Source organism: Rhodococcus sp. 5G237, from assembly GCF_053764735.1.
Map to the genome: position 1 here is coordinate 135130 of NZ_JBSNCD010000007.1, position 13103 is coordinate 148232.

16 protein-coding genes are annotated in these 13103 nt (G+C 65.8%); 6 read left to right on the forward strand and 10 right to left on the reverse strand.

The features are described from left to right. Window positions 1-178 precede the first annotated feature (178 nt). The 3 genes from ACWPOC_RS18130 to ACWPOC_RS18140 all read right to left on the reverse strand — a co-directional run bounded on the left by ACWPOC_RS18130 (window position 179) and on the right by ACWPOC_RS18140 (window position 2146). Window positions 179-361 carry a hypothetical protein gene (locus ACWPOC_RS18130; protein ID WP_147414427.1) on the reverse strand — a complete coding sequence of 61 codons (183 nt, stop codon included), beginning with the start codon at window positions 359-361 and terminating at the stop codon, window positions 179-181. 106 nt (window positions 362-467) lie between these two features. After that, entirely contained in the window at window positions 468-1238 is a 771-nt protein-coding gene (locus ACWPOC_RS18135) for a helix-turn-helix domain-containing protein (RefSeq protein ID WP_455409109.1), read from the reverse strand. A 197-nt stretch (window positions 1239-1435) separates the two neighbouring features. Further along, window positions 1436-2146, reverse strand: a complete 711-nt coding sequence (locus ACWPOC_RS18140) for an SIMPL domain-containing protein (RefSeq protein ID WP_455409110.1) — start codon at window positions 2144-2146, stop codon at window positions 1436-1438. A 193-nt stretch (window positions 2147-2339) separates the two neighbouring features. Here ACWPOC_RS18140 and ACWPOC_RS18145 point away from each other — a divergent pair, with 193 nt between their 5' ends. Beyond that, window positions 2340-2612, forward strand: a complete 273-nt coding sequence (locus ACWPOC_RS18145) for a GlsB/YeaQ/YmgE family stress response membrane protein (RefSeq protein ID WP_019289453.1) — start codon at window positions 2340-2342, stop codon at window positions 2610-2612. Window positions 2613-2681: 69 nt separating this feature from the next. Here ACWPOC_RS18145 and ACWPOC_RS18150 read toward each other — a convergent pair whose 3' ends face one another. Continuing rightward, the gene (locus ACWPOC_RS18150; protein ID WP_455409111.1) at window positions 2682-3101 is read right to left on the reverse strand and encodes a glutaredoxin domain-containing protein; all 420 of its coding nucleotides are present in this window, start codon (window positions 3099-3101) and stop codon (window positions 2682-2684) included. Between the two features lie 198 nt (window positions 3102-3299). On the opposite strand from ACWPOC_RS18150, the gene ACWPOC_RS18155 reads away from it, so the two are divergent. The 3 genes from ACWPOC_RS18155 (at window position 3300) to ACWPOC_RS18165 (ending at window position 5682) form a co-directional block, all read left to right on the forward strand. Further along, complete coding sequence (locus ACWPOC_RS18155) at window positions 3300-3899, forward strand: phosphatase PAP2 family protein (protein ID WP_455409112.1); 600 nt, start codon at window positions 3300-3302, stop codon at window positions 3897-3899. 214 nt (window positions 3900-4113) lie between these two features. Further along, window positions 4114-4722: an Rv1733c family protein gene (locus ACWPOC_RS18160; RefSeq protein ID WP_455409113.1), complete on the forward strand. Its 609-nt coding sequence runs from the start codon at window positions 4114-4116 to the stop codon at window positions 4720-4722. 60 nt (window positions 4723-4782) lie between these two features. Continuing rightward, window positions 4783-5682 (forward strand): phosphatidylinositol mannoside acyltransferase, encoded by a 900-nt coding sequence (locus tag ACWPOC_RS18165; protein WP_455409114.1) that lies wholly within the window; start codon window positions 4783-4785, stop codon window positions 5680-5682. A gap of 34 nt (window positions 5683-5716) precedes the next feature. On the opposite strand, the gene ACWPOC_RS18170 is transcribed toward ACWPOC_RS18165, so the two are convergent. Further along, complete coding sequence (locus ACWPOC_RS18170) at window positions 5717-6475, reverse strand: DUF6920 family protein (RefSeq protein ID WP_455409115.1); 759 nt, start codon at window positions 6473-6475, stop codon at window positions 5717-5719. Window positions 6476-6666: 191 nt separating this feature from the next. Between ACWPOC_RS18170 and ACWPOC_RS18175 the strand changes: the two genes are divergently transcribed. Further along, window positions 6667-6906, forward strand: coding sequence for a CGNR zinc finger domain-containing protein (locus ACWPOC_RS18175; protein ID WP_455409116.1), 240 nt, complete (start codon window positions 6667-6669; stop codon window positions 6904-6906). Window positions 6907-6924: 18 nt separating this feature from the next. Here ACWPOC_RS18175 and ACWPOC_RS18180 read toward each other — a convergent pair whose 3' ends face one another. From ACWPOC_RS18180 to ACWPOC_RS18190, 3 genes are all read right to left on the reverse strand, one after another. Continuing rightward, the gene (locus tag ACWPOC_RS18180; RefSeq protein WP_455409117.1) at window positions 6925-7698 is read right to left on the reverse strand and encodes a ZIP family metal transporter; all 774 of its coding nucleotides are present in this window, start codon (window positions 7696-7698) and stop codon (window positions 6925-6927) included. 182 nt (window positions 7699-7880) lie between these two features. Continuing rightward, window positions 7881-8681 carry an HAD-IIA family hydrolase gene (locus ACWPOC_RS18185; RefSeq protein ID WP_455409118.1) on the reverse strand — a complete coding sequence of 267 codons (801 nt, stop codon included), beginning with the start codon at window positions 8679-8681 and terminating at the stop codon, window positions 7881-7883. A 79-nt stretch (window positions 8682-8760) separates the two neighbouring features. Further along, a complete protein-coding gene (locus ACWPOC_RS18190; protein WP_088899005.1) occupies window positions 8761-9015 on the reverse strand; it encodes a hypothetical protein in 255 nt (84 codons plus the stop codon). A 572-nt stretch (window positions 9016-9587) separates the two neighbouring features. On the opposite strand from ACWPOC_RS18190, the gene ACWPOC_RS18195 reads away from it, so the two are divergent. Next, on the forward strand, window positions 9588-10271 hold the full coding sequence (locus tag ACWPOC_RS18195) for an ANTAR domain-containing protein (RefSeq protein WP_455409119.1): 684 nt from the start codon (window positions 9588-9590) through the stop codon (window positions 10269-10271). Window positions 10272-10412: 141 nt separating this feature from the next. Here the strand turns inward: ACWPOC_RS18195 and ACWPOC_RS18200 are convergent, their stop codons facing one another. Beyond that, on the reverse strand, window positions 10413-11603 hold the full coding sequence (locus ACWPOC_RS18200) for a flavin reductase family protein (protein ID WP_455409120.1): 1191 nt from the start codon (window positions 11601-11603) through the stop codon (window positions 10413-10415). A 40-nt stretch (window positions 11604-11643) separates the two neighbouring features. Further along, complete coding sequence (locus ACWPOC_RS18205) at window positions 11644-13077, reverse strand: MFS transporter (RefSeq protein ID WP_455409121.1); 1434 nt, start codon at window positions 13075-13077, stop codon at window positions 11644-11646. Window positions 13078-13103 lie beyond the last annotated feature (26 nt).

Sequence of the window (13103 nt, forward strand, 5' to 3'; positions counted from 1 at the left end):
CCCGGTGTTGCTCGCTCGGTGGATCCGGTGGCGCCACCGCGGGACCTGCCTGGTTCCGTGGTCCGATGTCGATCGCGTCGAGGACGGGGCTGTCGTGCTGGACGCGCACTATCGTCGGGAATCGCCGCTGTTGAGCCGCTGACAGATCACGCCGCAGCCTCGACGATGCTGGGCGGAGTTACCATGCTCCGGCGGCGGCACGCCGCTGCTGCCGACGCCCACCTTTTCCGTCGTGACGTCGCCTTGCCGGTATCCGCTGCGCGCGTCGACGCAGCGCGAGCTCGTGCTGCAGACGCTCCGCAGAAAGTTTGCCCGGACCGTGGATGCTCGTGCCGTCCGGTCGTTCGATCGTGGTGGCCATCGCCGTGTTTCTCCTCGAGGATCTCGAAATTCGCCAGCTCTCTCATGAGACGACCGATCCATCCGATCGGTCAACGGAATTCGGCCGAGTGCCATCGCATCGGATCTCAGGCCGCAGCCGGTGCCCGACATCCGCATCGCACGGCACGCCCCTGCTCGTCGTCGGGAAGCCACCCGTACTCGTCGCAGTCGCCGCACTTCGGTCGGAGGACACGGGGCGTCGGCAGCGACCGCCACAACGGCAACCATCCGTGCGCCAGCCGCATCGGATTGCCCGGTCTGTGCACGGATTTCGCTGCCGCAACCAGAGCCGGCACGCCGTGTGTGGCGACGAGTGCTTCGATCGCCGCTGCCGCCTCGGGTTCGAGGTAGACGAAGGTTGCGGTCAGTCCGGCCCGCCTGCAGGCTGCTGCGAGCTCGACCACCGCCGGACTCAGCGGCGCCTTCGCGACGCGCGGTGTGCGGTTGGTTTCCGTCCTTGGTGTATCGGTACTTGAAAGAGCGCCTGGGTCTCCGATGTCCGCGCTGCCGCGGGTCGGATTCTCAGGCGCCGGTTCGGTGACGGGACGTTCGTAGATGGTCTGGATGGTGATCCACTGGCCGAGCTCGTTCTGGATCTTCTCGCGTACCAGGTAGCCGAGGTCGGCGAGCTCGCGTAAGGCCGATCGGATGGCGTCGCGACCTTCCTTCGGTGACTGTGCAGCGATCGAGTCGGCGCGGGTGCGCCAGTCGTCCGGCTTGGACAGCAACCAGGCGAGCACGCCCCGCGCGCGGAAGGACAGCCGCTCGTCCGTGATGACGGCGTTGCTGAGGACGGTGAAGTTGGCGGCAAGGCGCGGTCCACGACGCACGCCGCCGGCCAGGGTATTCTGACCCACGTTCGACTCCCTGTTAGTCGGACATCCGGCCCGTCGGGAGCTGCAACTCCTGGCGGGCCTTATTCGATTGTGGCCGCGCGGATCGGCGGCGTGCTCGCATCGTGCCACCTTCTGTACAAGGCGCGCAAGGAATCGAGCGGGGCGCTCGAGGTTTGGTGTTCTCGACGTCGCTGAGCGGGGTCCGGAACACCGAAGTTTCACCGGCGCCAGGGGGGAGCTTCGAACCGCGCCTCGACGTCGGCGGTGAGGGTGACGCGGTCGGGTTCGAAGACCAACTCGGGTTCGGCGGACTCGGGGGCGCTCATCGCATCCGAGCGCAGCATCGCGGTGCGCATCATCGGAGCGCCGCCCGCATGGACGGGTGAGGGCTGGGAGCCGAGCATGCCCGGATCGGCGATGGCCACCGCACGAACCGTGTCGAGACCCAATGACGTCGTGTACGCCTTCGCCTTGTCGAGGGCGTCGCGGACGGCGAGGTCGCGGACCTGTGCGAGTCGCTTCTTCCGGGCCTTGCGGGTCATCCACCACTGGAGATCGGCCACGGTGACCATCTCGAGTTCGGCGACCCGTTCGACGAACGCGCCCACAGCGTCGAACTGGTGGAAGGTGACGGTGATCGACGCCGACGAGTTGTACACCCACGGCCGGTTCTTGCCCTCGCGGTTGATCGGGCGCCGCCGGCTGTGGCGCACCCGATCGAAGGTCCACCGCTTCACCGGGCTCGGGGTGCGCCTGCGCAGTTCGGTCACGAGATCGGTGATGGTGGCGACGGCTGCGGTCACCGGTTCGGCGGCCTGCTTGCGCGACGAGCCGTCGGCGTGCACCCGCAACACCACCGTGCACCGGTTGGGTGCGACGGTGCGCTCGGCATGACCGGTGACGGTGATCGTGACGGGAGGTTGGGTCATGCGCACGAGTGTGCCAGCGCGAGCCGTCCCCGTCGGGCAGACGGCACGTGCCACGATCGGAACCGTCGAATCCGGCCTTCCGGGCGTCGCATTCGTGCCACTCTGAACTTGTCAGAAGTGAGAGGTGTGACTGGTGGGACGACTGGGTATCTGAGTTGAGTCGAACTAGCCAGTGTTCACGAAAGGACTGCACATGCTCGGACTCGGAATCCTCGGTTGGATCATCATCGGTGGTCTCGCCGGTTGGATCGGTAGCAAGATCATGGGCACCGACGCCCAGCAGGGCATTCTCCTCAACATCGTCGTCGGCGTCATCGGCGGCTTGATCGGTGGTTTCCTGCTGAAGGTCTTCGGCGTGGACGTCGAAGGCGGCGGACTGATCTTCAGCTTCCTGACCTGCCTCCTCGGCGCGGTCATCCTGCTGTTCCTCGTCAAGGCCGTCACCGGCCGGGGCGTGCGCCGCTGACCGCTCTGCATCGACGAGGTCCCGGATCCACACGGATCCGGGACCTCGTTCGTGTCGGGGGTCGGTTCGTCAGACCAGTTGATCGCGAAGCCAACGTGGGTCGGGATTGGTATGCGACCCATCGCCGACGAACACCGTCGGCACCGTCTCGTTCCCGCCGTTGACTTCCCGGACCCGAGCGGCCGCGGCGGGATCCCGCCAGATGTTCACCCAGATCGCGCGACGCGCGCGGGTGCGCAGGGTGGCGCGCAACCGGATGCAGAACGCACACCCCGGGCGCCAGTACACCACCGGAACGCCGCGGGCGGCGGCGTCGCGACGGGCGGTCGCGTCGTCGACGTGATGGGGGAAGAACAGGGGCGAGGTGACCCAGGCAAGGGCGAGCAGCAGTACTGCCGTCACCACAGAGGTCACGTCGAATGCGCCGGTGAGCAGAACGACGGCCGCGACGGCCACCGTCGCTGCGGAAAGGATCCAGGTTCGCCACACGCCTGTGAGCCTAGTTCCGTCGAGCCCTACTGAAACCTGCCGAGTGAGACGCACGGTGGAACCCGCCCGACCTGCCGGTCTGCAGCCGGGCAAGGTGGCGCGATAGCGTATTCGGTCATGGTCGTCACCGAGAGTTCACCTCCTGTATCCCCGCGGTTGGTCCGCTCGATGTTCATTCCTGCCGTAGGGGTGGCGCTCGTGCTGACTCTTCTCGCGGCGGCGACGGTGCCGATGCGCGACCGCCTGTATCTGTCCGTAGCTCAGACCGTCGAGGGATCCTTCCTCGGACCGCTCGCAGGTCTCGTCGCCGACAAAGGGCTGCTCGTCCTGGTCGCCTTCACCGGTGTGCTCGCGGCGTGGCTGTGGCGGAACGATCGCCGCGGCTTCGGCACCCTCGCTGTGGGCGGCATCGGTGTCGTGGGTGCCTACCTGTCGAGCGAACTCGTCAAGCTCGTGGTGACGGAACCGCGACCGTGCCGCGCACTCGGCATCGAGACGGTGCTGGAATGCCCCGAGGTGGGGGACTGGTCCTGGCCGTCGAACCACTCCGTCATCGCGGCGTCGTTCGCCACGGCGTGTGTCCTCGCGGCTCCGCGTCTGATCTGGCTGGGCGCTCCGCTCGCCGCAGTGCTCGCCTTCTCTCGGGTGACGGTGGGGGTGCACTACGTCCACGACGTGCTGTCGGGCATGGCGCTCGGCGTGTTGGTGGTCGCGTTGGTCGTCGTGGTGCTTCTGCCGTTCGCGTCGCGGCTTCCGATCCTGTCGCGCGAGGCACCGGCCGTCCCGCCTACCGGGTAGGCGACGCGAATACAGCACACCGAATCCGGCTGTCGGCAGAGCGATCTGCAAGCAGCCGGATTTTTGTTCGCAAGTCGGACGGGGTGGGCGTGGCTCGTTACCGAGGTCCCTCGGTCGCTGCAGGTAGACCCGGTTGTGACACGACCTTCGGCTCTACATCCACAGGCACGGACGATCGACACTCGGGACAGGAGCTCGATGTCCGGAGAGTGTGATGATCCGCGAAGACACCCTGACGGTGCGGTGGTGGCGCCTGAGGCCGTGGAGCGCGAATCCGCTCATGCGTGGAATCGACCGCGTCGAAGCTGTCGCGGTCGTGCTCCTGGTGGGCCTCATGCTGCTGTTGGTGCCTGTGGCCGGTGTCGTCGGGACCGTGTCGTATGCGCAGTTCAGCGAACGGTCGCATCAGCAGATGGCCGAAGGGAGGCAGGTGCCCGCGGTCGTTCTCGATGACGATCCCGACGACGTGTCGGTCCCCGACCCGTTGGCCGAGTCTTCGCCTCATTTCGATTCTGTTCTTGCTCGGTGGGAGTACGACGGCGTCGAGTACATCGGCCGAGTGGGTCTCGAGGGCCGCGGCCGCACGGGAGAGACGGTCCGCATATGGGTCGACGAGACGGGCGACTACATGCCGGTTCCCCGCACCGGTACCGAGAATGCGGTCGCGGCGCTCGGTGCGGCTCTGGTGATTCTCGTCCTCGGCACCGTGGCATGCGCGCTCACGCTGTTCGGCGTCCACGTCGAGATGAACCGGCAGAGACTGTCTCGGTGGGACCGTAAGTGGCAGGAAGCAGGACGACTCCCGGGGTGGCCGATCAGATGAACGTCGCGCAGTGCCCGTCGTGATGGTCATCGTTGTCGACCTCCGTGTTCGGGGTACTCGATGCGCATGAAGGATCGAGCCTGGGATCTCGCATACGCCGCCGGTTGGTGGGCGGTATGCGCGCTACCGGAGGAGCCGGCGAGGCGCCTGTTCGAGATGGCCGCGGATCGAGCGGCCCGAAACGGCGGACCGATCCAACTACGCCGCAACCTCGCTCGGGTGTTGTCCACCACTCCCGATCAGGTACCGGATGAACTCGTACGCGCGAGCCTGCGTTCGTACGCGCGGTATTGGTGCGAAGCGTTCCGGTTGCCGTCGATGGATCCGGTACGGCTGGCCGAGACCATCGACTCCGCGGCCACCGGTCTCGAACATATCCACGAGGCCGTCGCCCGTGGGCGCGGCGCAGTGTTGGCGCTTCCGCACAGCGGAAACTGGGACCTGGCGGGAGTGTGGATCGTACAGCGGATCGGCACACCGACCGTCGTCGCCGAACGGCTGCAACCGGAATCGTTGTTCCGCCGCTTCGTCCGGTTCCGTGAAGGTCTGGGGTTCGAGATCATCCCGCTCACCGGCGGCACTGTCCCACCGTTCGAACAGCTGGCCGTCCGGATCCGGGAGGGACGGTTCGTCGGGCTCCTCGGTGAACGGGATCTGACAGGAACGGGCGCGCCGGTCACCTTCTTCGGCGAACCGGCCTGCATGCCGGCCGGCCCGGCCAAACTCGCGATCGATACCGGCGCACCGCTGCTACCGGTGCACTGCTGGTTCACTCCGGGCGGCTGGGGATTCCACGTCGACGCACCGATCGATACCGCAGGCGGCGTCCACGCCACGACCCAGAGGCTGGCCGACCGGTTCGCTGCCGGTATCGCCGCGCATCCTGCCGACTGGCACATGCTGCAATCGGTGTGGACGGCCGACCGGCGGGACCACACACAGACACCCGGCAGGGAGTGACGACGCCGGTTCCCGCGGCAGGCCTCGTAGACCGTCAGAAGAAGTCGGCAGAGGTGATCTCGGCGCGGAAGAACTCGCCGTGCCCACCGGTACCCGTGTCCCAACTCGCGCGGATCCGCGAGGCGATGGTCATGCCGCCGAACCGGCGTTCGGCCTCGACTGTGACGATGAACGGATACCGGCCGAACTCGTGATTGTCGGGGTTGCCCCAGCGCAGCATCCGCACCCCGCACAACGCCCCGTCATCGGCGACATCCAGACGCACGGTCTCCTTGCGGCCGTCCACCGTCCAGGTCGCCGAGGCGACGAACTCGTCGCCGCGCCACCGTGCGAGAGGAAACGAGGTGGGCGCGAAGATGCTTTCTCCGGCCAGGCGACCGACCGCACTGTCGCTGACATCCGGACCCTCGGCGGACATCACGGGGATGATTCCCCCGATCCGCCAACGCATCTCGCCACCCCCGTCGGTGAAACGGTCGTACCCCGATACGGGCACCGGGCCGATCCGAGTCGTAGCAGCCCAGATGAATCCTGTCGCCGGGGCGAGGAGCTGGACGGCGGTGAACGGTCGCCAGGAGCCGAGTCTGATCTCCCCGGACATCTCCAGCCGTGCGGCTGCGGCCATCGGCGTGCCCTCGGCGACGGCATGGTTGATCCAGCGCCGCGCAGCAGGTGGCAGGGATGCGGTCATTGCCGGCGCGAACCGCTTACCGGTGCCCTTGACCTCGGACAAAGCGCGCCAGTGTGCGCCGACATGATGAGCGGCGCGCGGAACAGCTGGTGCACGGCTCATGCGCACGAATCCTCCACCGGTCGACTCGGCCCTTCACGATGCTTCGCTCGGACTCGGTGCTTCATCGGTGGGGTGGGCCGATACTCGCTGATTCCAGCACATTATGCCCGGCCCCGTGTCCTTGCCGAGGGAATAGTCCATCGTCGCGCTGTAGGAAACCCCGCTGTCCTGACACCCGAGAGGGAGCGTCGGTGGCCATTGGGCTCGGCCTCCGGCATGACGCCCCGGGGGCGATTGCCGCCGATGCGATCGACGTCATCACCGGTGAACGCAACGGCAGACTGGCCCTGTGCGGACCGCCCACCTGCCGGGCGGTGTTCTTCGACACCAGCCGAAGCCGCACCCGCAGGTGGTGCGACATGAACACCGGCGGCAACCGTGAGAAGAAGACCCGGTTCCTGGCGAACCATCGCAAGAACGCCGACGGCTGACCGGAGGACTGTACCTCGTCACACCGTGGCAAGGACGTAGGAGAGAACGAATCCAGCGGCGGTGCTCAACGCGACCGTCGGGCCGCCTTTTTCGTAGGCCTCGGGCATGAGAGTGTCTGCCAGCGATGCGAGCACCGCGCCGGCAGCGAAGGCAAGCGGCAACGAGATAGTTTCGGGCGCACTCGAAGCGAGGGGGCCGGCGCCGACAACGACGGCCAGGGTGAGCAGCAGGGCGCAGATCAACCACGTGCCGAGGATGAAGGTTTGGGATCGGCCCTGCGCACGCATGGACGCGCTCCCGACCAGCGCTTCGGGAAAATTGGAGACGAAGATCGCCACGAGCAGTGTTATGCCACCTGTCCCTTCGCCGAGGGACACGCCGAGGGCAACGTTCTCCGGCACTCCGTCGAGGGTGACCGCGGCCAGTAGTGCCAGTCCGGCGGATCCGCTGACGGAGGCGGTGGAGGGTGATTTTTCCGTTGCGGCGGCGCCGAGGTCGAGTTTCTCGCTGCCGTGGGGCTGTGGGTGTTTGCCCTCGGCCAGCCGGTCCAATTGCTGGCTGAGGAGGGTGAAGACGACCGCGCCGCCCGCGAGTCCGAGCGCTGCGCGCCAGATGCCGCCTTGTTGATACGACTCTTCGAACAGCTCGAAGGTCAGTGCTGTGATCAGTGCGCCTGCCGCAAAGGCCAGCATGGCGGCGAGTGCGCGCTTGGGGATGGTGAATCGTCCGCCGACCAGCGCGCCTATGACCAGGGCGCTCGAGGCGATCACTCCGAAGATCAGCGACTCCATGACGACGCCACCTCTTCCCTCACGCCCGCAGTAGCCGAGGAGATCGTTCCGATGAGTCCCGAGTACCCCGTTTTCGCTGAATCAGCCAGGGAAGCTGATCGAGGCGGACGTGCTGCGCAGGATCGGACGAGTGCGGGTCGAGTAGGCCGGGCAGGGGCTATCTTGGAGGGGCAATCTTGCGGTCAGAACGGATTTGCCGTGGAGCCGACCAGATCCGCAACCGAGTTGATGACGCGGGTCGGACGGTAGGGGAATCGCTCGACGGACTCGCGGGTGGAAATGCCGGTCAGGACCAACAGCGTCTGCAAGCCTGCCTCGAGACCGCAGACGATGTCGGTGTCCATGCGGTCGCCGATCATCAGCGTGTGTGCGGAGTGCGCCCCGATCGCGCGCAAGGCCGACCGCATCATCAAAGCATTCGGCTTGCCCACGAAGTACGGTTCGCGACCCGTCGCGCGGGTGATCAGCGCCGCGACGGCTCCGGTGGCAGGGAGCGAACCTTCTCGTGAGGGGCCGGTCGGATCCGGATTGGTCGCGATGAACCGGGCGCCGCGTTCGACCAGGCGGATCGCGGTGGTGATCGCCTCGAAGGAGTAGGTGCGTGTCTCTCCGAGGACGACGTAGTCCGGGTCGCTGTCGGTGAGGACGTAACCGATGTCGTGTAGCGCGGTGGTCAATCCGGATTCGCCCACCACGTAGGCGCTGCCGCCGGGACGTTGATTCGCGAGGAACGTCGCCGTCGCCAATGCCGAGGTCCAGATCGCCTTCTCCGGCACGTCGAGGCCGGAGCGCAGGAGGCGAGCCCGTAGGTCTCGGGGCGTGCGGATGGAATTGTTGGTGAGCACCATGAACGGCGTACCGGTATCGCGGAGTTCGGTCAGGAACGCGTCGGCGCCGGGAATCAGGTGATCCTCGTGCACGAGAACACCATCCATGTCCATCAGGTAATTCCAGACCGGCGCGGATGTGGGTTCATCGCTCATTCTTCGAGTGTGTCACCGACTGTTCCGGTAGACAGCCGATACAAGGGTGATCATCCGACGACCGGTGTCGGCTCCGTACTCACCCGCCGAGGTTTGCGACGGTCGAGTCGAGCACGCCCGCCTGCAGTTCGAGGTCGCTCTCGTCGTAGTCGCGATCCTGCGGCAGCTGCTTCCGGAGGTCTTCCCTCGTGACCACGAGAAACGGTCGGTTCTGATCGGTCAGCTCCTGACCTCCGACAACGCGGAACCGTCCCTCCTCCAGAACGAGTGCGGGGTCGTCGAGCGTCGAATCGAGGAGTTCTCGAAGGTCGGTGGCGGTCAACTTGGTGGGCACATGTCCTCCTGCGCTTGCTCGTCTCTCGAACCGTTGTGTCCTCTCGGAGGTACCCGGTCGAGTGCCGGCTGAACCTGGTGTTTGTCGGGCGACGTGACGGGCCGGCAATCTCCTCGGGGGAGGACATCGGCAGCGAATATTCCGTGTTGCGGTATGTGCCGCATCGAATTTCGAAATATCAAGGGACCGCGTGCGTTCGGTCGCCTCTCGGCGAAAGGCGCAACACGGCTCCAGCCGAACGGAACGACGGACTGTGATCGCGGACATCTTCGTTGATGCTTCAACCGGCGTACGATCGAGACCACTCATGTACACAGACTTCGTCACACTCGGCGGAACTCTCATCTGGTTCGCCGCTCTCATCGCGCTTACCCACATCCTCGGCCACACCCTCTGACCTCTGATCCACGGTCGGCCACCCGAGGCCTGAGGTATCCGCCGAACGTCGAGAAGGTGCTCTTCACACCCCCGTGCCCGCAATCGCGGGTAGCGTGAGTGGTACGGGCACCTTGCCCGCTACTTTCTCGCCTTGACACGCGGCATCGTGAAACAGGCGGAAGAGGCTTCCCGACATGGCCGAATCGATCGAGATCTTGATCAAGGCCCTTGGGGATCTACGAAGACCACCGAACGGCCGGCACGATCTCGGTGAAGCGTTGCGTGCAGTGACCGCGGCTGCGGCCGCCACGATTGCGGGGGTCGAGTGCGCCGACATCGTCCTCATCGGCAAGGACACATTCGAATCCCACGGAGCGACCTCGTCGTTGTCCCGGGAACTCGGTCGGATCCAACGCGACGCCGGTGGCCCCTGTATAGATGCTGCCGGACTCACGAGTGTGGTCTACAGCAGCGACCTCCGATCCGAGATGCGCTGGCCGCAATTCACGGAAGAAGCCCTGAGGGTCGGGGTCGGGAGTGTGTTGTCCTTCCAACTCCATACCCGAACCGACATCGCCGGTTCGCTGAACCTGTTCGCATCGAAACCGCAGGCCTTCGACGGTGCCGCGGTGGCGCTGGGCACCGCACTGGCGGCGCAGGCGGCCGCCGAGCTCACGGCTGCACGCGCTGAGCTGCATCTGCGCTCGGCATTGGGCACCCGAGACACCATCGGCCAGGCCAAAGGTCTTCTGATGCAGCGCTGCGGTGTCGATGCCGCCCGCGCCTTCGTAATGATGCGGACGTTGTCACAGGATCTCAATGTCGCCGTCGCTCGAATTGCCGAGCGAATCGTCGAGGACCACACCGCTTCTCTGTGATCGGTTGTCGGGTCACGCACGGTCCGTCCGTTGGTCGGTCCACTTCACCTCCGATCACATCGAGGGCGCGGATATGAAACTGCGAGCAGTGCCCAAGCGGTTCCCTCGAGCGATGTAGGCACAAGAGGTGCATTCGACCGCCTACGAACCGTGGGGGTGTCTATAGCCCTCGAGTGCTGCGGCGACGCTTCTGGCATGCGAAACCCATGCAGCGACCGTCGCGCCGGTGCTCCGAAGCGGGAGTTGAGCCAGACGCAAGGTCGAGGTGCAGCGGCCTTCCGGATCGCGTACAGGGAAGACGAGGGACCCGACATCGTAGCGACGGTCGGAATCTAGGTCGTGAACGCGATAGTCGACGTTCGACCCAGGGATCACGGTCCGGATGTCACGTTCCTCCATGGGTGTGAGCAGACCTGATTCGTAGCGCCGCGTCGCTTCGCACATCGTCTCGTAGGCGGTGCGGCCTTCTCGAGGAAGAAGCGAGAGTGCGTATCCGTGGGCGCGTACGAAACCGAGTCGCCGGCGGTAGACCCCCTTCGTGTCCTCGTCGATTCCGATGGCCCTGGACAGCCAGCGTTCCTGTTCGTCCTCGGACAGGTCGAAGACGATACTGTCGCCGATCGGAGGCACGATCGGGATACGTCGTGCGAGTCCGTTCGTCTGTTCCACGCCGGGGCCGAAGGCCGACAGCACTCGGACCATCTCGTCCCGACCGATCGTCGTATACAGCGCGACCTCGCAACCGATCGAGTGGGCGAGCGCTTCCACCTCCGGGCGGAGGGCCTCCGCCGCGCTGATCGAATCGGTGATCTCGTGCTGCAGCCGAGCGATCAGCGACGTACTCACGAAGCTGCCGTAACCGCCCTGGAAGTAGATCAGAGGCGCCACGGGGTTGGTGACCGCCAGATCGCTCACGGCGCAGAGGACGATCCAATGGTCGCCGGCATCGACCGTGTTCGTCATGCGTGCGTCGATCCAGGCGACCGATTGCTCGAGAACCGGGTTGCCGGACGGAGAGGTGAACCATTCGATGCCGTCGAACTTGTTCTCCCAGCGCCGGGCGATCGTGGCGACAAGATCCTCCTGCTCGCCCCCGATGACATTGATGCATATCGACTCGCATCGCCGGAGTTTGTCGAACGTCCGGGACGTCTTCATCGGCATGAACGAGACCAGGGGAGGATCGAGGGACACCGAACTGAAGGTCCCGACGACGAGGGCGAGCAGTTCGCCGTCGGCCGCGCGTCCGGTGATCACTGCAACGCCCGTGGGATAGTGGCCCATGACCTTGCGGAACAGGCCCTTGTCGATACTGACGGTGTCGAGGGACATAAGCACTCCTTGGTCGGAACGACGATCGATCCGGCTCGGTTCAGCCTTTGCGGTGACGCGCCTGGAGGGTGCGTCCGAGGGCCTCGGGACGGAGGAAGAGGATGCACAGCACGCCGCCGACGAGCAGGACGACACCGGTGATCGTGAAGGCTTGATGTACGCCTACGGCCATGTTGTTCGCCATCTCGGGGGTGAGGGACGTGCCCGAGGGCGGCGAGACGTACCCCGCGCGGGTCATCAGCCATCCGACGAGGGTGGGGGAGATGATTGCGCCGATCGACGCGACACCGCCCAGCGTGGCCATCATGATCGGACGCTGCCGTGCGCCGACCGCGAATGCCAGCGCTGAGGCGGTCATCGGGTAGGCGAGGCTGCAACCTGCGGCGATGCAGAGCAACGCGACGGCGGCGACACCGGAGGCCGCCTGGACCAGGATGAAGCACACACCGGCAACGAGTGCTGCGATACCGAAGGGGATCGCGATGGACCGATGCGCGTTGTATCCCCGCTGCATCAGTCGGTGACCGAGGAATCCGAGGAAGAGAAGCACGAGCGCTCCCAGGATCCAGGGAATCGTGGTGACCGTCCCGACTTGGGGCAACGAAAGTCCGACCACGGTCCCCAGGTACTGGGGCAGCCAGGTGGTCACGAACCCCTGCACCCAGAAGTTCGAACCTCCGCCGATGACCGCGGCGAGGAAAGTCAAGCTCGCGAATGCCCGCCAGAGCGAGACGGCCGGTTGCTTGTCGACATCATCCGTGGCGATTTCGTGAGCGGACTCGGCGTTCGCCTCGGGGGCATCCTTGCTGGCGGAATCCTTCTTCCCGTGGCCCGCGTAGGGTCCGTCGCCAGCCAGGATCAACCAGGCGATCACCCAGACCAGACCGACGATACCGAGGACGCCGAACGCCCAGCGCCATCCCCAAGCACCGATGACCCAGGCCAGGGCAGGTGCGGCGAGGACCGGACCGAGGGTCGAGCCCGCAGCGACAAGATTGGAGGGAAGCGCGCGACGTCGGGGTTCGAACCAGGAGTGGGCGGAGGTCAGTGACATCGCGGTGGCCGGGCCCTCGGCGCCGCCGAGAACGATGCGGGTGACCAGAAGGATCGCGGCGCCGCCACCGAGCAGCATGGGAAACTGCATCACGGCCCACACGACGCCCATCGTCAGGATGATCCACCGCACCGAGAACCGCGCTGCGAGAAATCCGGTAACGACGGAAACCACGGCGTAGAGGAAGAAGAACGCACTGCCGATGAAACCGAACTCGACGGCCGAGATTCCCAGGTCCGGGATCGCTTCTGACGCAACGAGTCCGAGTACGGCCTTGTCGGCGAACGCGACGATCTGAAAAAGAACGAGGAGTGCAGTGATCAACCAGGCCTTGCGGTTCATTCTGCCGAAGTCGATCTTCTTCGATGCCTTCGGATCGGAAGGATCGATGATCTTGTCCGGCGCCACGGTCGAAGCCATGAGAGGCCGCCTTTCTTGTGGGCTGG